The organism is Rhodopseudomonas boonkerdii, assembly GCF_021184025.1.
Classification (GTDB): domain Bacteria; phylum Pseudomonadota; class Alphaproteobacteria; order Rhizobiales; family Xanthobacteraceae; genus Tardiphaga; species Tardiphaga boonkerdii.
Genome location: NZ_CP036537.1, coordinates 1,689,997 through 1,710,109, shown reverse-complemented (window position 1 = coordinate 1,710,109; position 20,113 = coordinate 1,689,997). Strand labels below are relative to the sequence as shown.

General features: G+C 60.7%; 19 protein-coding genes, 1 tRNA gene and 2 pseudogenes. 8 read left to right on the top strand and 14 right to left on the bottom strand.

Features of this window, described 5'->3' with window-relative positions; translation table 11 throughout:
- Positions 1–345 precede the first annotated feature (345 nt).
- The 3 genes and pseudogenes from ctrA to E0H22_RS26025 all read left to right on the top strand — a co-directional run.
- Positions 346–1,047: a response regulator transcription factor CtrA gene (gene ctrA / locus E0H22_RS07995; RefSeq protein ID WP_233025125.1), complete on the top strand. Its 702-nt coding sequence runs from the start codon at positions 346–348 to the stop codon at positions 1,045–1,047.
- A 62-nt stretch (positions 1,048–1,109) separates the two neighbouring features.
- Positions 1,110–1,181, top strand: a pseudogene (locus E0H22_RS26030) (hypothetical protein); the annotation flags it as partial.
- A 37-nt stretch (positions 1,182–1,218) separates the two neighbouring features.
- A pseudogene (locus E0H22_RS26025) lies at positions 1,219–1,332 on the top strand (glutathionylspermidine synthase family protein); the annotation flags it as partial.
- A gap of 37 nt (positions 1,333–1,369) precedes the next feature.
- Here the strand turns inward: E0H22_RS26025 and E0H22_RS07985 are convergent.
- From E0H22_RS07985 to chpT, 6 genes are all read right to left on the bottom strand, one after another.
- A complete protein-coding gene (locus E0H22_RS07985; RefSeq protein ID WP_233025124.1) occupies positions 1,370–2,248 on the bottom strand; it encodes a CheR family methyltransferase in 879 nt (292 codons plus the stop codon).
- Positions 2,245–3,405 (bottom strand): protein-glutamate methylesterase/protein-glutamine glutaminase, encoded by a 1,161-nt coding sequence (locus E0H22_RS07980; protein ID WP_233025122.1) that lies wholly within the window; start codon positions 3,403–3,405, stop codon positions 2,245–2,247. Before E0H22_RS07980 ends, E0H22_RS07985 begins: the two co-directional genes overlap by 4 nt.
- A gap of 103 nt (positions 3,406–3,508) precedes the next feature.
- The gene (locus E0H22_RS07975; RefSeq protein ID WP_233025121.1) at positions 3,509–3,874 is read right to left on the bottom strand and encodes a response regulator; all 366 of its coding nucleotides are present in this window, start codon (positions 3,872–3,874) and stop codon (positions 3,509–3,511) included.
- 124 nt (positions 3,875–3,998) lie between these two features.
- Positions 3,999–4,475: a chemotaxis protein CheW gene (locus E0H22_RS07970; RefSeq protein ID WP_233025120.1), complete on the bottom strand. Its 477-nt coding sequence runs from the start codon at positions 4,473–4,475 to the stop codon at positions 3,999–4,001.
- A 12-nt stretch (positions 4,476–4,487) separates the two neighbouring features.
- Entirely contained in the window at positions 4,488–7,214 is a 2,727-nt protein-coding gene (locus E0H22_RS07965; RefSeq protein WP_233025119.1) for a hybrid sensor histidine kinase/response regulator, read from the bottom strand.
- Between the two features lie 206 nt (positions 7,215–7,420).
- Positions 7,421–8,068 (bottom strand): histidine phosphotransferase ChpT, encoded by a 648-nt coding sequence (gene chpT / locus E0H22_RS07960; RefSeq protein ID WP_233025118.1) that lies wholly within the window; start codon positions 8,066–8,068, stop codon positions 7,421–7,423.
- 155 nt (positions 8,069–8,223) lie between these two features.
- On the opposite strand from chpT, the gene cysQ reads away from it, so the two are divergent.
- Complete coding sequence (cysQ, locus tag E0H22_RS07955) at positions 8,224–9,054, top strand: 3'(2'),5'-bisphosphate nucleotidase CysQ (protein WP_233025116.1); 831 nt, start codon at positions 8,224–8,226, stop codon at positions 9,052–9,054.
- Here cysQ and E0H22_RS07950 read toward each other — a convergent pair.
- A complete protein-coding gene (locus tag E0H22_RS07950) occupies positions 9,051–9,539 on the bottom strand; it encodes a YHS domain-containing (seleno)protein (RefSeq protein WP_430715230.1) in 489 nt (162 codons plus the stop codon). The genes cysQ and E0H22_RS07950 overlap by 4 nt on opposite strands.
- Positions 9,540–9,652: 113 nt before the next feature.
- Here E0H22_RS07950 and E0H22_RS07945 point away from each other — a divergent pair, with 113 nt between their 5' ends.
- From E0H22_RS07945 to E0H22_RS07935, 3 genes are all read left to right on the top strand, one after another.
- The gene (locus tag E0H22_RS07945) at positions 9,653–10,246 is read left to right on the top strand and encodes a DUF1134 domain-containing protein (protein ID WP_233025113.1); all 594 of its coding nucleotides are present in this window, start codon (positions 9,653–9,655) and stop codon (positions 10,244–10,246) included.
- A 106-nt stretch (positions 10,247–10,352) separates the two neighbouring features.
- Positions 10,353–11,612, top strand: a complete 1,260-nt coding sequence (locus E0H22_RS07940) for a coiled-coil domain-containing protein (RefSeq protein ID WP_233025112.1) — start codon at positions 10,353–10,355, stop codon at positions 11,610–11,612.
- Between the two features lie 179 nt (positions 11,613–11,791).
- A tRNA-Val gene (locus E0H22_RS07935) sits at positions 11,792–11,866 on the top strand.
- 745 nt (positions 11,867–12,611) lie between these two features.
- Here E0H22_RS07935 and E0H22_RS07930 read toward each other — a convergent pair.
- From E0H22_RS07930 to E0H22_RS25915, 3 genes are all read right to left on the bottom strand, one after another.
- Positions 12,612–12,794, bottom strand: coding sequence for a hypothetical protein (locus tag E0H22_RS07930; RefSeq protein ID WP_233025111.1), 183 nt, complete (start codon positions 12,792–12,794; stop codon positions 12,612–12,614).
- 301 nt (positions 12,795–13,095) lie between these two features.
- Positions 13,096–14,076, bottom strand: coding sequence for an aldo/keto reductase (locus tag E0H22_RS07925; RefSeq protein ID WP_233025110.1), 981 nt, complete (start codon positions 14,074–14,076; stop codon positions 13,096–13,098).
- A 74-nt stretch (positions 14,077–14,150) separates the two neighbouring features.
- Entirely contained in the window at positions 14,151–14,273 is a 123-nt protein-coding gene (locus tag E0H22_RS25915) for a hypothetical protein (protein ID WP_283818803.1), read from the bottom strand.
- Between the two features lie 236 nt (positions 14,274–14,509).
- Between E0H22_RS25915 and E0H22_RS07920 the strand changes: the two genes are divergently transcribed.
- Positions 14,510–15,994 carry an aldehyde dehydrogenase family protein gene (locus E0H22_RS07920; RefSeq protein ID WP_430715265.1) on the top strand — a complete coding sequence of 495 codons (1,485 nt, stop codon included), beginning with the start codon at positions 14,510–14,512 and terminating at the stop codon, positions 15,992–15,994.
- A 345-nt stretch (positions 15,995–16,339) separates the two neighbouring features.
- Here E0H22_RS07920 and hydA read toward each other — a convergent pair whose 3' ends face one another.
- Genes hydA through E0H22_RS07900 form a run of 4 tightly spaced genes read right to left on the bottom strand, consistent with a single transcriptional unit; the run spans position 16,340 to position 20,105 of the window.
- The gene (gene hydA / locus E0H22_RS07915) at positions 16,340–17,731 is read right to left on the bottom strand and encodes a dihydropyrimidinase (RefSeq protein WP_233025108.1); all 1,392 of its coding nucleotides are present in this window, start codon (positions 17,729–17,731) and stop codon (positions 16,340–16,342) included.
- A 45-nt stretch (positions 17,732–17,776) separates the two neighbouring features.
- The gene (locus tag E0H22_RS07910) at positions 17,777–18,502 is read right to left on the bottom strand and encodes a maleate cis-trans isomerase family protein (protein ID WP_233025107.1); all 726 of its coding nucleotides are present in this window, start codon (positions 18,500–18,502) and stop codon (positions 17,777–17,779) included.
- Complete coding sequence (locus E0H22_RS07905; protein ID WP_233025106.1) at positions 18,499–19,287, bottom strand: ABC transporter ATP-binding protein; 789 nt, start codon at positions 19,285–19,287, stop codon at positions 18,499–18,501. Before E0H22_RS07905 ends, E0H22_RS07910 begins: the two co-directional genes overlap by 4 nt.
- A gap of 2 nt (positions 19,288–19,289) precedes the next feature.
- Positions 19,290–20,105 (bottom strand): ABC transporter permease, encoded by an 816-nt coding sequence (locus E0H22_RS07900; RefSeq protein ID WP_233025104.1) that lies wholly within the window; start codon positions 20,103–20,105, stop codon positions 19,290–19,292.
- Positions 20,106–20,113 lie beyond the last annotated feature (8 nt).

Genomic DNA, 20,113 nt, shown 5'->3' with positions numbered 1-20,113 from the left:
GCCGCCGGGCCCTTAACCCTGTGTTTACCCGCATCGTTAATCATTCCCACACTGTCTTGGATGACTGAGAGCATTCGCGCCGGCAGAAAGACGGTGTGAATCGATGGAGCAGGTCGCGGCCTTCTCCTCATGTGGAACTTGAGCGGATACGGGTACAAAAAGAGTCTTTGACGCAACATCTTACGGCGATTCGGCAAAATTTGCACGATTAGCGCTTGCGGAGAAGAATCAGCATTTGTTAACCATATCTCGTCAGGATCCGAATCAGTTGTTCGTAGGCGTTTATTGGTGCCGCAAGTATGGCGGCCGACCTGACGCCCGCAGCGGCGACCAAAGGGGACTGGCATGCGCGTTTTGCTAATTGAAGATGATAGCGCTGTTGCGCAGTCGATTGAGCTGATGCTCAAATCCGAGAGCTTCAACGTCTACACGACGGACCTCGGAGAAGAGGGCGTCGATCTCGGCAAACTCTACGATTACGATATTATCCTGCTCGATCTCAATCTCCCGGACATGTCCGGCTATGATGTGCTCAAGCAGCTGCGGGTGTCGAAGATCAAGACCCCGATCCTCATTCTCTCGGGCCTCGCCGGCATCGAGGACAAGGTCAAGGGTCTCGGCGTCGGCGCCGACGACTACATGACCAAACCCTTCCACAAGGACGAGCTGGTTGCCCGCATCCATGCGATCGTGCGCCGCTCCAAGGGTCATGCCCAGTCGGTCATCCAGACCGGCGATCTCGTGGTCAATCTCGACACCAAGACGGTGGAAGTCGGCGGTCAGCGCGTCCATCTGACCGGCAAGGAATATCAGATGCTGGAGCTGCTCTCGCTCCGCAAGGGCACCACCCTCACCAAGGAAATGTTCCTCAACCATCTCTATGGTGGCATGGACGAGCCCGAGCTGAAGATCATCGACGTCTTCATCTGCAAGCTCCGCAAGAAGCTGGCCAACGCCTCAGAAGGCCGCAACTTCATCGAAACGGTGTGGGGCCGCGGTTACGTGCTCCGCGAACCCAGCGATGACGAGATTCGCATCCCGGCCTGATCTTTTCTCCCCGAACGTTCTCACGAAAACCCCGCCGCAAGGCGGGGTTTTTGTTTGCACGCGTGAACTCTCCCCATGCCGGGCGAGACGAATACAATGCCGACAAGCCGGCATCGCTGTTTGAAGCCGCCGTCCTTCAATGGACCTGGCTTGAACAGGCCATCGAACGGCAGATCAATCGAGCCGCCATGGAAGGCGATCCTCTCCAACAAGGGCATCCTGCCGCCGCTCAGGACGATGTTTCCGAACCATCCCAACCTGCTGCCGGCCTATTTCGATGACGATACCGGCGGATGACGGCTTGGCCGAATCCGCCCGACGACTATCGCGCAGGCATCGCGATTTTTGAGCCCGCCGGCACCATTGGCGGTACGATCGACGGTGCAGCGTACATGGCTGCCGGACGATACAGACCACGCTTGTCCGCATGCGGCTTGAACGCGTCGGTGAGGCCGACGACGGTTTCGGCCGCGCCGAGCGCAAGAAAACTATCAGCCTCCATACATCTGACGAGCCGGCCGAAAATCTGCGTTTTCGTTTCCTGATCGAAATAGATCAACACATTGCGGCAGAACACGATGTCGAACTTGCCGAGATGTGAGAAGTCGGCAAGCAGGTTCAGTGGCTTGTACTGGACCATGGCGCGCAGTTCGGGAGCGATCTGCCACATGTCGCCGATCTGCTTGAAGTACTTCACCAACAACTGAATCGGCAGGCCCCGCTGCACCTCGAACTGGGTGTAGATGCCAGCCTTCGATTTCTCCAGCACCTGCTGCGAAATATCCGTGCCGATAATCTCGATGCGCCAGCCGGAAAGCTGTGCGCTCATTTCCTTGATCACCATGGCGATCGAATACGGCTCCTGCCCCGTCGATGCAGCCGCGCACCAGATGCGCAAGCTGCGGCGGGCGCTGCGCGCCTGGATCATCTCCGGCAGCACGACATCGCGCAGATGATCGAACGGCATCTTGTCGCGAAAGAAAAACGTTTCGTTGGTCGTCATCGCCTCGACGACGTCCGCGCCAAGCACGGAATTGCCGGTCCTGACCTTCTGTACTAGATCGTCGATGCCATTGAGATTCGCCTTGCGCGCCAGCGGCACCAGGCGACTCTCGACCAGATACTGCTTGTCCGCGGACAGATCGAGGCCTGATCTCTCCTTCAGGAATTTGCGGAGGAAATCGTAATCGGCAGGCGTCATGAACGATCTCCGGAGAACAGGCGGGTGATTTTCGCACCGATCTGATTGAGCGGCAGAATAGCGGAACAGATACCGGCATTGGCGGCAGCGCCGGGCATGCCCCAGACGACGCTGGTGGCTTCATCCTGCGCAATCACATTGCCGCCGGCGGCGACGACTTCCTTGCCGCCGCGCATGCCATCCGAGCCCATGCCGGTCAATACGACGGCGAGCACCCCACTCTGCCAGACATCGATGCCGGACGTGAACAGCGGATCCACCGCGGGCTTGCAGAAATTCACCGGAGGGCCGTCATCGAGCGCGATGACGATATTGGCTCCCTGTTTCGCCGCGCGCATATGCTTGCCACCCGGCGCCAGATAGATCGTGCCGGGTTTGACGGGTTCACCGTCGATGCCTTCATGCGCCGGGCGCTTGCTGGCGCGGGCGAGATGCTCGGCGAGAATGGTAGTGAAGGTCGGCGGCATGTGCTGGGTGATCAGTACCGGCACGCGATCGATGACCGGGCCGATCTCGGCTACCAGCGCCATCAGCGCCTGCGGACCTCCGGTGGAGGAGCCGATCAGCAATGCGCGCGGCACGCTCGCGCTGAACGGACGCGTCGCCGGCCTGGGCGTGGCAGCGACATGCGCGGGACGCGCAACGGAAGCAGGCGTTGCTTGCGTGGCCGGAGCGATCGAAGGACTTGCCACAGACTTCAGGCGACGAACGCGAGCACCGAGATTGCGGATCTTCTGCAGCAGATCATGCTTGAAGATGTCGGCCGCGGAAATTTCGCGAGTGCTCTCCGGCTTCGGAATGTAATCGGCGGCACCGAGCGACATCGCCTTGAAGCTGATCTCGGCGTTGCGACGCGTCAGCGTCGAGGCCATGATGACGATCAGACTACGCTTCTTCGCCAACAACTGAGGCAGCGCCGTGATGCCATCCAAATCCGGCATCTCAATATCGAGAATGGCGACGTCCGGATTGATGCGCTCGACCTGGTTGACCGCATCGAGCCCGGTGCGCAGCGAACCGACCACCGTCATGTCCGGCTCGGCCTCGATCCACCGCGCGATCAGGCCGCGGATGACCACGGAGTCATCCACCAGCATGACACGCAGCGGCTCATAACGCGAATCGGCCGCGGCCGGGCTCATCACAGCAACACTCATCAACTCACCAGACGCAACACACGCAACGAGTACACACTTCAACAGAAAGGCATTAACCAAAAAGAATCGCGCCGGTACCTGAATCCGGTACCGGCGCGAAAAATCAGATCAGGCCGACTTCGGCGAACTTCGCAGAGACGATGTCCTTGTCGAACGGCTTCATGATGTACTCGTTCGCGCCGGCGTGCAGCGCGCGCGCAATATGTGCGACATCGTTCTCGGTGGTACAGAACACGACTTTCGGCACGTCGCCGCCGGGCATACGGCGCAGATTGCGCAGGAACTCGTAACCGTCCATCACCGGCATGTTCCAGTCGAGCAACACCGCATCGGGCAGCATGTGCTTGCACATTTCCAGCGCTTTCTCGCCGTCCTCCGCCTCGGTGATCTCGAAGTCGAGACCTTCGAGAATGCGGCGGGCGACTTTACGGATGACGCTGGAGTCATCGACAACCAGACATGTCTTCATGTGAGCCTCACTTGTCATATCCCTGGCGGGACACTTCCTCCGTGGACAGGATCGTCCAGTTGCCGAACCATTTCCCGAGTATCGACCCGATCCCGAAAAGCGGTCGTTGCTTTTCGGGATCGCATTAGGCAGCCAGCTTGTCGGTCGGGATTTCGAGCACGCGATCGACGTCGAGCACAACCATCAGCTGGCCATCGAGGCGGTGAACGCCGTCGGCCATTTTCGCCATGCGCGGGTCGAGATTGACCGGGTTCACCTCACGGCTCTCATCGGCGAGCTTGAGAACTTCACCGATGGAATCGATCAGCAGCCCGTAAGACTCGCCGCGTAGTTCGACGCCAACCGCCATCGGCGGCTTTCCGTCGGTGTTCTTGGGCAATCCGAGGCGAGAACGCATGTCGATCGCTGTGACGATGCGTCCGCGCAGATTGAGCACACCCGCGACGTCGCTGGAGGCGAGCGGCACGCGGGTTAAACGTTCCGGCATGAAGACGTCCTGCACACGCGAAATCGGCATGCCGAACAGCTGTCCGCCGATCATGGTGGTGACATATTCGGTAACGGCACCGTCGGCGGTGTGGGTCACGTTGGTGGTGGTCATGTGCGAATTCCCTTAAGCCGCCTGCTGCACGTCTGCCGTCTGTTCCTTGAGCGCGGCAATCAGGCCGGGCCGATCGAACTTCGCGACATAATCATGGAAGCCGGCCTGACGGCCGCGTTCGATGGCAGCTGGCGAGATCATGGCAGAGAGCGCGATGATCGGCGTCTGGCCATGCTTCTGATCCGCGCGGATGGTCTCAGCGAACTCGAAACCGTTCATATCCGGCATCTCGATGTCGGTAAGGATGACATCGAATTCCTGGCCGGAGCGCAGAACGGTGAGGCCTTCGTGGGCATTGGTCGCGGTGCGGACTTTGTAGCCGGCCGCCTTGAGCACGGGCGACAGCATGTTACGGAAGAACGCGCTGTCATCGACCAGCAGCACCGACTGGGCCGTAGACGACGCCCGCATCTCCTTGCGCGAGAACCAGTCCGCAAAGGCCTGCGGCAGGAAATGACCGACATCGATGACTTCGGTGGCAAGACCCTTGATTACCGCCGAACCGAGAATGCCATCGCGGCTCGAGGCCACTTCGATATGCAGGCGCTCTTCGACGATATCGACGATTTCATCAACCACGAGACCCATGGAGCGGCCATCGTCGGCGAACACCAGGATCGGCTGGGTGCCGGCCGAGCGGACGGAGACGTTCTCCATCTGCACCAGCGGCATCAGCTGATCGCGATACTGGACCATGTAACGGCCGTTCGACAGTTCGATCTTGTCGATTCCGATCTCTTCGAGACGGGTGACCAGACCGAGCGGAACAGCCTTGGGCTGCGACGAGCCGGCGCGGAACACCAGCAACGAGGTGAGTTGCTCGGCACCGAGTGCGCGGGCCGCAGCGTGCTCGTCGGCGATCTCGCCCAGATTGGAGGCTTGCGCACCCAGTTCCTGCGCGATGCCGTTGGGATCGACGATCATGATCACCGCGCCATCGCCGAGAATGGTATTGCCCGAGAACATGTTGATGTGGCGCAGCTTGGTGGACATCGGCTTCACGACGATTTCTTCCGTGTGGAAGACGCCATCGACCACGATGCCGAAGGTCTGGTTGCCGACCTGCGTGACGACGATGAATCCGTTCTCCGGATCGGCTGACGAGCCGTCGTCGATCTTGAGCAGCTTCTTCAGATGCATCAGCGGCAACAGCTTGTTTCGCAAGCGAAGAACGGGGGTCTCCTTGATGCGCTCGATACGATGTTCCGAATTGGCGCGCGCGCGCACCAGCTCCACCACTGCGAGCTGCGGAATCGCGAAGCGATCACCACCGGCTTCGACGATCAGCGCCGAGACGATGGCAAGCGTCAGCGGAATCTTGATGGTGACGCTGGAACCTTCGCCGGCCACCGACTTGATGTCGATGGTGCCGCCGATCTGATCGATATTGGTGCGCACCACGTCCATGCCGACGCCGCGGCCGGAAACGCTGGTGACAGCCGCCGCGGTGGAGAAGCCCGGCGCGAAGATGAATTTGTGGATCTGTGCTTCCGACATCTTTTCGATATCGGCTTCTGTGGCGAGACCGTTCTGGATCGCCTTCGCTTTGATGCGCTCGGTGTTCAGACCGCGGCCGTTGTCGGCGATGCAGATCAGGATATGACCGCCTTCATGATAGGCGGAGAGCCGGATCGTGCCCTGCTCCGGCTTGCCGATGGCGGCACGTTCGGCCGGGGTTTCGAGGCCGTGATCCGCCGAGTTGCGCACCATGTGCGTCAGCGGGTCCTTAATCAGGTCGAGCACCTGGCGATCGAGTTCGGTGTCGGCGCCGTGCATTTCGAGTTCGATCTGCTTGCCGAGTTCACCGGCGAGATCGCGAACGATGCGCGGCAGCTTCTGCCAGGCATTGCCGATCGGCTGCATGCGCGTCTTCATAACGCCGTCCTGCAGCTCGGCCGTTACGGTGGACAGGCGCTGCAACGGCACCTTGAATTCGGTGTCTTCGTGGCGACGGCTGATTTCGAGCAGCTGGTTACGGGTCAGCACCAGCTCCGAGACCATCGTCATGAGATGTTCGAGCGTGTCGACATTGACGCGGATCGACTGGTTGGCGACCTTGTCGGCCTCTGCCTGTTCGACCTCGACCACGGTCTTCTTGGCTGCCGGCTTGGGCGCGGGCTTCGCCGCGGGCTGGGCTTCGGCGACCGGCGCAGGAGCGGATGCGGCCACGGGCGCCGGAGCCGCAACGACCGGCTGCACTTCGGTTTCGGTTTCGCGGAAGGCGCGTTCCAGTTCATCGAGCGAAACTTCGCCTGGACGCAGCTCTCGCTCCAGCGTCTGTACGACCAGCGGAGGCGACTCCACGACGGGTTCGGGCGCAACGTCCGGTGCGATGGGAGGGGCCGGATTGTTCATCGTCTCCATGCCCCTTTCGACCATGTGATGAAGCTCGCCGATAAGGTCCTCGTCGACACCGTGCGGCTCGGCTTCGGTCGCCTCGAGCTGGGCGAGGATGTCCTTAATGCGATCGATGGTGGTCAGGATGAGCGTCACCGCTTCTCCCGTCACGGGCATTCCGTCGCGGAATTTGCCCATGAGCGTTTCGGCGGCGTGAGCCAGCGCTTCAAGGCGAGGCAGGCCGAGGAAGCCGCAAGTCCCTTTGATCGTATGAACAAGACGGAAGATATTATCGAGAATTTTCGCGTTGTTCGGGTCTTGCTCGAAACGGACAAGCTGGTTGTCAACCGTGTCCAGGCTTTCGTTGGTTTCGGTCAGAAACTCGCGGAGAAGATCATCCATGAACCAGGCCTTCACACAATCGGAGCCCGCGCCGTCGCGCGCCCTTATCGAAGTAGTGCTACTCTCGCCATAAAGCGTTTAATATTGGTTGAGCATTCCGAGAAAGACCGAGCGACTGGTATCGAACCAACACACGAAAACGAAAACGGGCCGCCCAAATGAGCGGCCCGTAAAGAGTTTGTTAAGTTAGCTGCAGCGGCGCGTCATCAGGTCGCTGTCACCACTGCGGCCTCGTTATCCAGAACCATTGTCACTTTCAGGCCGGTGCCTTCCGCGAGCAGGCGGGTATAGTAGGGCTGCACGGCATGTCCGTCGATATTACCGACCTGTTCGACCGTGAGCATATCGACGATGTTTTGCGGCAGGCGCGCATTGATGCCCGTGGCAGTGATACGGAAACCTGTCGGCTCGCCTTCCCCGACCGGATCGACCTTGAGCACTCCGCCGCGCGGAATCGTCTGCTGCGCGATGATCAGCATGTTGAGCAGCAGCTTCACCTTGTTCTTCGGTAACAAGAGGCGCGGCAGATTCCACTCGATCCTGGTCTTGTTATCTTCGAGGTGACCGCGCGCCATATTCTGCGCATCGCCGAGATCGATTTGTGCGCCTGCCGAACCGGCGGCACCGAAAGCGAGACGGCAGAACTGCAAACGCGCCGACGCCGTCTTCGCGCTCTTGCGGATGAGGTCGAGCGCGAACTCCTTATCCTCGGGCTTCGGATTGTCGTCGAGCACTTCAAGCCCGTTGACGATGGCGCCGACCGGACTGATCAAATCGTGGCAAACGCGCGACGACAGCAGTGCGGCGAGTTCGAGAGCGTCGGGTGCCGAACCGGGCGAAGTTGCATCAGACATGGGATAGGCTCCTGAAGCCGCGCGACATGAACGGCGAATCAAACATTTGCTCTTTGGTTTGATACACTGCAGAAATCAGCCCGGCCACACCGGGCCGTGGGCCCGCCAGGACAGACGATACAACCATAATCACGAGCGAGACACGAAAGCTTGCCATGACCACCGATTCGCTTCCGCATCTCGACATGGAGAACGCCGCCGCGCTGCTGGAGCCCCTGACACAGCTAGCTGTGCAAGCCGGCGCGGCCATTCTCACCGTGAACCGCAACGCGATGGCGGTCGAAGGTAAATCCGACGGCTCTCCCGTGACGCTCGCCGACCTTGCCGCCGATCGGGTGATCTGCGAGGGTCTGACACGTCTATTCCCTGGCATCCCGACATTGTCCGAGGAACGGTTGCATCTTGCCGAACCGCCCTATGCCGGCGCCCTGTTCCTGATCGATCCGCTCGACGGCACCAAGGAATTCATTGCCGGACGGCAGGAATTCACGGTGAATATCGCTCTGATCGCTGATGGCGTGCCGCTGCTCGGTATTGTCGGTGCTCCGGCGCTCGGGCTGGTCTGGCGCGGTCTTGTCGGGCGCGGCGCCGAACGTCTCGAGATCAAGGCCGACCGTTCCATCGGCAAATCGACCCCCATCAAGACGCGCCGGATGCCTGCCGCCGGCCAGCCGTGGATCGCGGCGGTCAGCCGTTCCCATGGCGACATTCGCAGCGAAGCATTCATCTCCAGCCGGCCGGGTGCGGTGCGCCAGGAATTCGGCTCGGCGCTGAAGTTCTGCCGCATCGCCGAGGGTCAGGCCGACATCTATCCCCGCCTGTCGCCGACCTGCGAATGGGACGTGGCCGCCGGCCACGCCGTGGTCGTCGCCGCCGGCGGGCATGTCGCCGACAGCCACGGCCATCCGCTGCATTTCGGCGGTCGGCGGGAAGACTTCATCGTTCCGGAGTTCATCGCCTGGGGTAATCGTGTCGCACCAGGCTAGCGCGCCAGCGTCTCCTGAACGTCAGGCCATTTTTTCCGTGCGGCAGGTAAAAAAGTCACCGGCGCCGCTTTGAAGGCGTCCCGATTGTCCTCACGGCTGAACAGATAGAGTCTCTGACTGGCAACAAGCCAGAGACGCGGATTGCCGGCAACGGCAACGCCGCGGGCCATGTCCACTGGATCGTAGCCGCCGAATTGCGGACCATATATGTCGGGGTGCCTGGCAAACTCGGTGCGATTACCGTCATTACGGAACCGCCAGACCGCGCCGTCCTCCGTCAGCTCGAAATCCGGCAGGCCAGCCAAAGGCTCCGAATCAGTGAAGTAGGCGACGGGATCGAAGCCTCCGATCGCCAAACCGCTGTACCGGTCGGTGACCACGCGTTCATTGGTCCCAGCCCATAACGGAGTGCAAAGGCCCAAGACGAGCAAGATCAAGGCAATTCCGCGGCCGCCCCCGCACCAATCCCGCCGTTGTGCCGTCATAGTTGATACCGATATTATGCAAACTCGGGGACACTGACCGCCGATTAAACGTGGTGCTTCTCAGCATCAGGTTAAAGCTGCGGTCCTCAGATTGAATACCAGGGGTTCTTTTCATGACCTTCGCATCACGCCTGGCAGCGGTGGCGCTCGCCGCGATCACACTCGCCACGATTCCGGCTGCGGTCACGCCAGCTTCGGCCCAGCAACGCGGCCGTGAGGCGCCCGACACCTACCGGTCGGAAGAACTTGTCACTGCCGGCCACCGCTTCTTCGGCAACGTTTCGCGCGGCCTCGCTTCAGTGATCGAAAAGGCGGTCAGCCAGTGGGGTCTGCCGAACGGATATATTCTGGGCGAGGAGGGCTCCGGCGCCATCGTCGCGGGCCTCCGATATGGCGAAGGCACGCTCTACACAAAGAATGCCGGTGATCTGCGCGTCTACTGGCAGGGTCCTTCGCTCGGCTTCGACTGGGGCGGCGATGGTGCCCGCACCATGACGCTGGTCTATAACCTGCCAGCGACCCAGGCGATCTATCAGCGTTTCGGCGGCATCGACGGCTCCGCCTACATTATCGGCGGTTTCGGCATGACCGCGCTGACCGCCAATAATATCGTGCTGGTGCCGATCCGATCCGGCCTCGGCCTGCGCCTCGGCGCCAATATCGGTTATCTCAAGTACACGCCGACGGCGACCTGGAACCCGTTCTGATCCCGCGAGAACGCGGCCGACATCAAGGTTAACGAAGCGTTACGCTGTCTTTGCCTGCGCACGCATGGCATGTTAACCGCGACTTTTCAGCGTGGAGCATACTGCCATGGTCGAACCGATCATGTATCTGGCGATCGGTTTTCTGGCCGCGATGTTGTGCAGCCTGCTGATCATGCCACTGGTGCATAACCGGGCTGTGCGCCTCACCACCCGCCGCCTGGAAGCCGCGACGCCGCTGTCGATGGCCGAGATCCAGGCTGACAAGGACCAGCTGCGCGCCGAATTCGCCATGTCGGCACGACGCCTGGAAATGAGCGTCGAACAACTCAAGGGCAAGACGACGGGTCAGCTCGCCGAGCTCGGCAAGAAGACCGACGCCATCAACCGGATGAAAGTCGAGCTGAGCGAGAAGACGGCTGCGATATTCGATCTGGAGAATCGCGAAGCGGCGGTGAAGCAAAAGCTTGCGACGACGGAGAGCGAATTCGCAGCCAAGACAGAAGCACTCGCTGCTGCCGAGCGTGCCCTCGCCGACAAGCAGGACGAACTCGCGCGCATCACCGCCGAACGCGACGACCGCACCCAGGTTGCCGAGGGCCGGCAGGTCGAGCTGACGGCCGTGCGCATGCAGGTGGAGGAGCTGAAGAGCCGCCTCGGCCTTGCGGAGCAGGACTTCTCATCGACCCAGCACAAGCTCGAACTGCAGCGCGGCGAGTCCGCGACAGCCACGCGCGACCTCGCCGAAGCGCGCGCCCGCGTTGAAAGCCTCAATCACCGCGTCACCGATCTCGATCAGCAGCTGACGATCCAGGTGCATGAGGCGGAACTGCTCAGCACCCGCGTCGATCAGCTCGAAACCCAATTGCTGGAGCAGACCAAACTGCTTGCCGAACGCGATTTCGAGAATGCACAGCTCCGCCAGGCCAATGAAGCCGCAGAGCAGACGGCAAGGAACCTGCGTGTCGAGATTGCCGCCAATGCCGGCGGCAAGGGCTCTCCGCTGGTCGAACAACTGCGGGCGGAGAAGGCGAGCGCGGAACAGGAACTTCGCCTCGCGCGCGAGGAACGTAGCAAGCTGCAACGCGACCTCAACACCATCCACCAGCAGGCGGAGAGCGCCTGGGCCACCGAGCGGATGGAAAACGCCCTGCTCCGCGAGCGCATCAACGACATCGCTGCCGAAGTCGCCAAAATGGCGATGGCGCTGGAAGGACCAAATTCTCCCATCGAGGCCATTCTGGCCGCGGATCCCACCGCCAGCCAGCCACGCCCGGCCAATGACGCCGGTTTTGCCCCCAACAGCACCCTTGCGGACCGTATCCGGGCGCTGCAATCCCATGCTTCCCGGGTTCGCCAGCCGGGCTGAAGCTGAACCGGCCCGGTTTTACCCCTGGGGGACAACAATGTGGTCCCAACTGGCAGGGCGTGCTTGACACCCCCACCTCCAATTCCCTAAATCGCGCCACTGACGTCACGCACCGCCGGGCCCCGCCCGGCCTTTTGGTTTCCGGTCCGGTTTCATAACTGACGCCGCACGCGACGTCCGGGCGCATAGCTCAGCGGGAGAGCGTTCCCTTCACACGGGAGAGGTCCAAGGTTCGATCCCTTGTGCGCCCACCATCTAAGTCTCCAGCCCCTCGTCCTATTTGATGTTGCGCGGAGCGGCGGAGTTCACTGTTCTCCAGATCGCAAATGACATTGCCGCTGCCGCTCCTTCGATGAGGGGCAAGTTGTCAGCGCACGATCGGTTTCGACGCAGCGCACTACTGCTCTGCAGTCGCGAACATCTGCGAATGCAGATGACGTGCCTCGGCAGCTTGCAGGCGAAACAATCGCGCCACATTTCGTAACCGTTCTCGCGAGACCTTTTGGCTGTTCCAGCTGAACCAGGGCACTCCCTGCCCGTTGTCCCATGCGGCAACTATCGAGACATGGCGATGACGCCGTAAGCAAGCGGGCGGTTCCTACTCAGCCCACAGTGCATGGCATGTGCCCGGCTCTGCGATGCAGTTCCCGAACGCGTTGGTCGCACGCCGATCTCAATTTCCTGAATCAACTACGCCAAGGAAGGCTCATGACCCGCCCAATTACACGCAAATGGACCGACCAAGACATCGGCCGATTGATCGAGCTGTCCGAACAGGGCTCATCCCTGATCCGCGCGGCAGGCGCTCTGAACCGTAACACTGCTTCGGTGCAAAAGATGGCCCGCCAGCTGGGGCGTCACTTCCCTGGAATCCGGGAGACCAGAGCGGGCCTCCGGGCCATCAACATACATGAGAAGTAGGTTTCCCACGTATTCCGCGCCTGCTGCGATCAGCGCTTACTACTAAGCTATCAGCAAGACTTTCGATCCTAACGGCGATCAGTGCAGGACCGCGTGAGGACCTGGCGCCTCGACGGCCCGCGCGGCAATCAGCTGCGCCTTCAGCTCGGCCAATTCAGTTTCGAGCTGACGATTGACCATGATGAGCGCACCAACGACGCCGCGGATATCACCATGGCAGGCAACAATCAGATCGTCGATTTCGGAATCGAGCTGGGTCACAAAATTCTCCTGCCACGCTTTCGGATGGCTTCAATTATCGGCTAGGTCTTGCATCAATATTAAACAATACCGGAGTCCTCGGCTGCATCCTGAGCGTGCATGAATACCGGTTAAGGGCTTCTTTCAGGGATTGCAGAATCCACAAGGGTACTTTCGGCTATCCAGCACACCTGCCGAACAAAGCCACGCGGCTCCAATTTCCGAATAAGCGATGTAGACCAGAGATTTACAGGCATTACTGCAGCATGCCGGTACAGAGCCTCCGCGCCCGCATGATCGGCATGGAGGCGAAATATTTCTGCTAGCCGAAGCCAGCTACTGCATGCGGAACGTAAGGTGCCTCAAGCGACGCGATCTCCTCGCTGGTCAACTTGAGCGAGAGCGCCGCAACCGCATCGGTCAGATGCGCCGTCTTGGATGCCCCGATGATCGGCGAGGTGATGACGGGTTTCTGCAGCAGCCAGGCCATCGCCACCTGGGCTTGCGGGACGCCACGCGATTTTGCCACCACGGCGACCTGTTCGACGATCTTGCGGTCGGCCGCTTCGGCCTGGACATAGAGCCCCTTGCCGAATTCGTCGGTCTTCTGGCGCTCGCTGGTTTCGTCCCATGCGCGGGTCAGGCGACCGCGTGCGAGCGGGCTCCACGGCATCACCGCGATGCCCTGATCGGCGCAGAACGGCAGCATCTCGCGCTCTTCCTCGCGGTTGAGCAGATTGACGTGGTTCTGCATGCTGACGAACTGCGTCCAGCCATTCAGCCGCGACGTGTAGACCGCCTTGGCAAACTGCCACGCATACATGCTCGAAGCGCCGATATAGCGCGCCTTGCCGGCCTTCACCACATCGTGCAGCGCTTCCATCGTCTCCTCGATGGGCGTCGTCTTGTCGAGGCGATGGATCTGATACAGGTCGACATAGTCGGTGCCAAGGCGGCGCAGGCTGTGATCGATCTCAGTCATAATCGCCTTGCGCGACAGGCCGGCGCCGTTCGGCCTCGGGCGCATGCGATTGAACACCTTGGTCGCGATGACGACATCGTCACGCCTGGCAAAATCCTTCAGCGCACGACCGACGATTTCTTCCGAGGTGCCGTCGGAATAAACATTCGCGGTATCGAAGAAATTGATGCCTAGTTCGATGGCCTGCTTGATCAGCGGCCGGCTCTTTTCCTCATCCAACGTCCACGCATGGGACCCGCGATCCGGAACGCCGTAGGTCATACATCCCAGACACAACCGCGAAACTTCAAGACCGGTATTTCCGAATTTGACGTAATCCATACACCCGCTCCCTGACTGATTATTCGATCTTCACGAACTCGGCGAAAATATCGACACCTGGATGTCGGTATCGTTCAGTAGCAGATCGCAGCGAAATCGCCGACATCGACATTGGCTATCATCACATCGACACGCTCGGGTGCAGCTGCGACGATCTTTCCTGCAGCGTTCTTCAAGCGATCATCACCGATATACACGACGCAAATCGCACGCGATCGTTGCCTATAGCATCCCTTCGACATGCGCGCGATTCCGGCGTCGCGCGCTCGACTGAATGAGTCCCAGCGCGAATTCACGCTGATGAATAGCGTGCGTAGACCTCCCATGCAGCCCAGCGCGTGTTCCCAAGCTTTACCCATCCGGCGGAAACGATATATTCCGCGCGCCACAACGGCAGAACAATTCAGTCCCCGGGAGGATCATCATGGGCTTGATGCAGCCAATCTCCGCCACGTCGCACCCGTATGCGAACGGCTCCTACAAGCAGATGCTGATCGACGGCAAATGGGTCGATGCGCAGTCCGGCAAAAAATTCGAGACACACAACCCCGCTACCGGTGAGCTGCTCGCCACCGTCGCCGAAGGCGATGCCAGGGACATCGATCTTACAGTTGCCGCCGCCCGCCGCGCTTTCGAAGGTCCTTGGAGCAAGGCCAAGCCCTATGAGCGCCAGGCCCTGCTGCTGAAATTCGCCGATCTCGTCGAAAAACATTTTGACGAGCTCGCGCTGCTAGACACCCTCGACATGGGTGCACCGGTCAGTCGCACCTTCGCCGGCAAACAACGAATCCTCGGCATGCTGCGCTTCTATGCCGGCCAGGCCACATTGATCTATGGCGAGACCATCGAAAACTCGCTGCCCGGCCAGATCTTCTCCTACACACTGAAGGAGCCCGTCGGCGTCGTCGGCGCGATCATTCCCTGGAATTCGCCGCTCAGCGCCAGCGTCTGGAAGATCGGCCCTGCCATCGCGACCGGCTGCACTGTCGTGCTCAAGCCCGCCGAGGAAGCACCGCTGACCTCACTGCGCCTCGGTGAGCTCGCACTCGAAGCCGGTTTCCCGGCCGGCGTGATCAATGTCGTGCCCGGCTATGGCGAGACCGCCGGCGCGGCTTTGGCTTCCCATCAGGACGTCAACAAGGTCGCCTTCACCGGTTCGCACTTCACCGGTCAGTCCATCATTCGCGCCTCGGCCGGCAACCTCAAGCGCGTGTCGCTTGAACTCGGCGGCAAATCGCCGAACATCGTGTTTGCCGATGCCGATCTTGATGCCGCCGTTCCCGGCGCCGCCATGGCGGTATTCGCCAATTCCGGCCAGATCTGCAGCGCCGGCACCCGCCTGTTCGTCGAGAAAAAAATCTATAACGAATTCGTCGGCAAGGTGGCTGAATTCGCCAAGAAGCTGAAGGTCGGCAACGGCGTCGACCCCAGCATTCAGCTCGGACCGTTGGTCTCCAAGGAACAGCTCGACCGCGTCACCGGCTATCTGAGCACCGGTGCCGGCGAAGGCGCCAAGGCACTGTCCGGCGGCGGCCGCCTCACCGATGGCGATCTGGCCAAAGGTTACTTCGTGCAGCCCACAGTGTTTGCCGACGTACAGGACAGCATGAAGATCGCGCAGGAAGAAATCTTCGGGCCGGTGATCTCGGCCATCGCCTTCGAGGAGATGGACGACCTCGTGCAGCGCGCCAACAACACCATGTTCGGCCTCGGCAGCGGCGTCTGGACCAAGGATGTCAGTAAGGCGCATCGCCTCGCCAAGGCCCTGCAAGCCGGCTCGGTGTGGGTGAACTGCTATCAAGCGATGGACCCCGCCGTGCCGTTCGGCGGGTACAAGATGAGCGGTTACGGCCGCGAGTCGGGTGTCCACCACATTGACGAGTATCTCAACGTCAAGTCGGTCTGGATCAACACCTGATCCCTGGCGGATGAAACGAATGAGGCGCGGGATGATAAGCCCCGCGCCTTCTTTTTTGTTACAGGTCGTCATTGCGAGGAGCGCAGCGACGAAGCAATCCAGTCTCGAACAGCGCGAAATCATTGCGCAGCATCATGGCGACCGGGCGCGTCCCGCCCCGCGCCAAGTGCCTGAAATCCAGTCGCCGCTTTGGCGATACGCTACATGATGCCGGGCTAGTCGATGCGCCGGTCGCCGCTGATAATCATATTTCCACCCTCGCGGTGCGAACCGGTGCTTCACTGCACCGTATCCGCTTATGTCACGCAAGGGTCATGGCACGGGAATGTCCATGCCACCGAGATGCTAGCGTGGCGCGCGGTTGACGTAGTGTCCGCCCAGTTTGGTTCCGACCAATTGACCGTCCCGCACAACGAAATTTCCCCGCAACATGGTTGCCACTGGCCAGCCTGTAATCTCGATGCCCTCGTAAGGTGTGTAGTCCGCACCGTGATGAAGGTTTGCCTGCGTCAGCGTCGCTTTGCGTTTCGGATCCCACAACGCGATGTCGGCATCGTATCCGACAGCGATCGCCCCCTTGCCTTTCAATCCATAGGTTTTGGCGTGGTTGCTCGATGTCAGTGCGACGAACTGGTTCAGCGTGATGCGTCCCTTGCTGACACCTTCCGAGAACAGGATCGGCAATCGCGTCTCGACGCCCGGAATGCCGTTCGGGATCCAGCGGAAACTGGTGCGCGCACGCGGCGTCAGCTTGCCAGCCGGATCATCATAACGAAACGGACAATGGTCGGATGAGAACAACGTGAAAACGCCCTGCTGCAAGCCCTCCCAGCAGGCCAGCTGCGACGCGAAGTCGCGTGGGGGCGGCGAGCAGACATATTTCGCGCCTTGCATCCCGAGGTCCTTGAGGTCCTCTTCCGTCAGCACGAGATATTGCGGGCAAGTCTCGCCGTAGATCGTCAATCCACGCATTTGCGCACGGCGGATCTCCTCCATCGATTCACGGTTGGAGACGTGAACGACAACCAGCGAAACATCCACCAGCTCAGCCAATGATATGGCGCGATGCGTGGCTTCGCGTTCCACCGGGATCGGACGCGACTTGGCATGAAAATACGGCCCGACATTGCCGTCGCGTTCGAGTCTGTCGACCAGGAAGCGGATGGCGTCGTAATTTTCTGCGTGCACCTGAACCAACGCACCGGATTCACGCGCCACCGACAGCACGTTCAGTATCTGCAGATCGCTGAGCGCGAGATCCGCATAGGTCATGAAGACCTTCAGCGATGAATAGCCATCGGCGATCAGCGCCGGAAGCTCCTGACCCAGCACGGCATCGGTGGGATCGGCGACGATCAGATGAAAGGAATGATCGACGTAACAATTCCGATCGGCCAGCGCGTGGTATTCCTTCAGCGCTTCGCGGATCGGCTGCCCTTTCTGCTGCAGGCAATAGGGCATCACAAAGGTGTTGCCGCCGAATGCCGCGGCACGGGTGGCACTTTCGAAATCATCCGCCATCACGATGCCTTCGCCGGATGGCTGCGAGATATGGACATGGCTATCGATGCCGCCAGGCAGCACCAGAAGTCCCGCGGCATCGACAATGACCGTCGCGTCGGTCAGTGCCTCGCCGATGGCAACGATCCGGCCGTCGCGGATGCCGACATCCGCCTTGTAGGTTTCGCTTGCCGTGGCGATCGTGCCGTGACGGATGACGGTATCGAAAGCAGCCATCAGAACTCTCCTGCGCAGATGCAGCGCCTTGACGATTGAGGACGATCAAAACTCCTGGAACAACGAGCCCCATTGGGTGATGCGCCGCGTATCGACTCCCGCCATCTTCAGGCTCTTCCAGACCACGGTCGCAATGGTGTCGTAGATCGGCACGCCGACCTCCTTCTCCAGCCTGGCGACCGATGTCGCAACGCGCAGATTGGTGCAGATGACGGTGATGGCGTCTGCCCCGTCACGCGCCACATCGCGTGCCATCTGTTCGAGTTGCGAAAGCGGCACTTCCGAGAAAGAGAAGTTATCCTGCAAGCCGAGATGCCGCTCACTATGGCAGGGGAATCCCAGCTTTTCATAATTGGCGATGATGCGGGCCTGCACGTCGTCCAGATAAGGCGTGACGTAACCGAGACGCTGCACTTTTTTCTCGTCGAGAATTTCATTGAGCGCCAGCATAGAAGTTGTCGCGGGGATACCGGTCGCCGCTGAGATCTGTTCACAGAGGCGATGATCCGCCTCGAAGCCGAGCCAACCGGACGAGGTACCATTCCAGCCGATGACATCGACCTTGGCATGCGCCAGAAGCTCTGCCGCACGTAGGATCTCGCTGTTGTCGAACTGGGCCAGCGCCCGATCAGACAAGGCAATCTCGGTCACCCTGAAGCGCGAGAAATGCGCGGAGACTTCCGGCAACTCGTTCAGCATCGCCGTGGTGATGGGCTCCAGCGCCGTGTTCGACGACGGTGTGAGCATTCCAAGCAGAACTCGTTTGGTCATGGGTGATCCAGTGTTGCGAGAGAGGGCGCTGCGCGCTCGGTGCGCAGGAGATCGAGAATGTGACGCTTGATCTCATTGAACTGCGGGCTCGTGATGTCGCGGGGCCGCGGCAGATCCAGCGGGATGATCTCGCGGATGCGGCCAGGGCGCGCGCTCATGACAGCCACATGCGTGCCGAGCGTGAGCGCTTCATCGATCCCATGCGTTACGAAGACGATGGTCCCCTGATGCTGTTGCCAGATGCGGACGAGTTCGTTCTGCATGTCCATGCGGGTCTGCTCGTCGAGCGCGCCGAACGGCTCGTCCATCAGGATGACCTGGGGATTCATCAGCAACGCCCGCGCGATGCCGACACGCTGGTTCATGCCACCGGAAAGCTCGGAAGGGTAATGGTTCTCGAAGCCGGTGAGGCCCACCATGTCGATATAGCGCTGCGCGATTTCACGGCGCACCGCTTTCTGGCCACCGCGCAGCAGGAGATGGAAACCGACATTTTCCCAGACTGGCAGCCAGGGCATCAGATTGGCTTGCTGGAACACGACGCCGCGATCTGCGCCGGGCGCCGTGATCGGCTGGCCATCGACCGTCACCGATCCCGACGACGGTTTCTCGAAGCCGGCAATCATGTTCAGCAAAGTCGATTTGCCGCAACCACTCGGACCAAGCAGGCAGAGAAACTGGTTCTTCGCCACCTCGATATTGATGTCGTCCAGTGCCGTGACATCGGTCTTGCGCTTGGCGTCCTTGAACACCTTGGAGACGTGAGAGATCTGGATCGTCGCCATGGCTAGCCCTCCCCGCTGCGGATCGTGGTGTTGCGCTGCCAGTGGAGCACGCGTGCCATCAACAGTCGAATGCCGAAGTCGCTGAGAAAGCCAAGCAGACCGATGCTTGCCATGGCAGCAAGGACCAGGTCGTAACGCAGGAAGTAGTAGGAATCCCACAGCACATAGCCAAGGCCGCTCTTCACCGCCACCATCTCCGCGGTCACGGTGAGCATCCATGCCGAACCGATGCCGATGCGTAGACCGGCGAAGATACTCGGCAGCGCCGCCGGAAAAACGATGAAGCGCAGCAATTGCCGATTGCCACCGCCGACCATCGCCCCGGCGCGAATGAGATTGCGATCGCACGACTTCACGCCGTGAATCGTATTCAGCAGGATCGGAAAGAAGGCACCAAGAAAAACCAGAAAGATCGCCGGCTTGTCGGCGATTCCGAACCAGATGATCGCCAGCGGAATCCACGACACCGGGGGAATCGGGCGCAGCGTCTGCAGCGTCGGCTCGATGATCACCTCGATGCTGCGCGACCAGCCGATAGCCACGCCGAGCGACACTGCAAGCACCGTCGCGATGGAAAAGCCTGCGATGACGCGCAGCACGCTCGACAACATGTCGAACAGCCAGCGGCCGCTATAGGTCTGCGCATTGCCGTCGGTGCCGAACACCCAGTCAGCCCAGGCCCACAGCACCGTGGACGGCGCCGGCAACAATGCTGCCGGCAACGCGCCCGTGCGCGAAAACGCTTCCCAGCCCGCCAGGATTAATACAGGCACGATGTACCGATCCAGCCGCCTGACCATCGAGAGAACCTGCTGCATGACCTGCC

What these genes read in the sequence shown, in the direction of transcription:
- ctrA (WP_233025125.1), top strand. Translation starts at nt 346, where the DNA reads ATGCGCGTTTTGCTAATTGAAGATGATAGCGCTGTTGCGCAGTCGATT.
- E0H22_RS07985 (WP_233025124.1), bottom strand. Translation starts at nt 2,248, where the DNA reads ATGACGCCTGCCGATTACGATTTCCTCCGCAAATTCCTGAAGGAGAGA.
- E0H22_RS07980 (WP_233025122.1), bottom strand. Translation starts at nt 3,405, where the DNA reads ATGAGTGTTGCTGTGATGAGCCCGGCCGCGGCCGATTCGCGTTATGAG.
- E0H22_RS07975 (WP_233025121.1), bottom strand. Translation starts at nt 3,874, where the DNA reads ATGAAGACATGTCTGGTTGTCGATGACTCCAGCGTCATCCGTAAAGTC.
- E0H22_RS07970 (WP_233025120.1), bottom strand. Translation starts at nt 4,475, where the DNA reads ATGACCACCACCAACGTGACCCACACCGCCGACGGTGCCGTTACCGAA.
- E0H22_RS07965 (WP_233025119.1), bottom strand. Translation starts at nt 7,214, where the DNA reads ATGGATGATCTTCTCCGCGAGTTTCTGACCGAAACCAACGAAAGCCTG.
- chpT (WP_233025118.1), bottom strand. Translation starts at nt 8,068, where the DNA reads ATGTCTGATGCAACTTCGCCCGGTTCGGCACCCGACGCTCTCGAACTC.
- cysQ (WP_233025116.1), top strand. Translation starts at nt 8,224, where the DNA reads ATGACCACCGATTCGCTTCCGCATCTCGACATGGAGAACGCCGCCGCG.
- E0H22_RS07950 (WP_430715230.1), bottom strand. Translation starts at nt 9,539, where the DNA reads ATGACGGCACAACGGCGGGATTGGTGCGGGGGCGGCCGCGGAATTGCC.
- E0H22_RS07945 (WP_233025113.1), top strand. Translation starts at nt 9,653, where the DNA reads ATGACCTTCGCATCACGCCTGGCAGCGGTGGCGCTCGCCGCGATCACA.
- E0H22_RS07940 (WP_233025112.1), top strand. Translation starts at nt 10,353, where the DNA reads ATGGTCGAACCGATCATGTATCTGGCGATCGGTTTTCTGGCCGCGATG.
- E0H22_RS07925 (WP_233025110.1), bottom strand. Translation starts at nt 14,076, where the DNA reads ATGGATTACGTCAAATTCGGAAATACCGGTCTTGAAGTTTCGCGGTTG.
- E0H22_RS07920 (WP_430715265.1), top strand. Translation starts at nt 14,510, where the DNA reads ATGCAGCCAATCTCCGCCACGTCGCACCCGTATGCGAACGGCTCCTAC.
- hydA (WP_233025108.1), bottom strand. Translation starts at nt 17,731, where the DNA reads ATGGCTGCTTTCGATACCGTCATCCGTCACGGCACGATCGCCACGGCA.
- E0H22_RS07910 (WP_233025107.1), bottom strand. Translation starts at nt 18,502, where the DNA reads ATGACCAAACGAGTTCTGCTTGGAATGCTCACACCGTCGTCGAACACG.
- E0H22_RS07905 (WP_233025106.1), bottom strand. Translation starts at nt 19,287, where the DNA reads ATGGCGACGATCCAGATCTCTCACGTCTCCAAGGTGTTCAAGGACGCC.
- E0H22_RS07900 (WP_233025104.1), bottom strand. Translation starts at nt 20,105, where the DNA reads ATGCAGCAGGTTCTCTCGATGGTCAGGCGGCTGGATCGGTACATCGTG.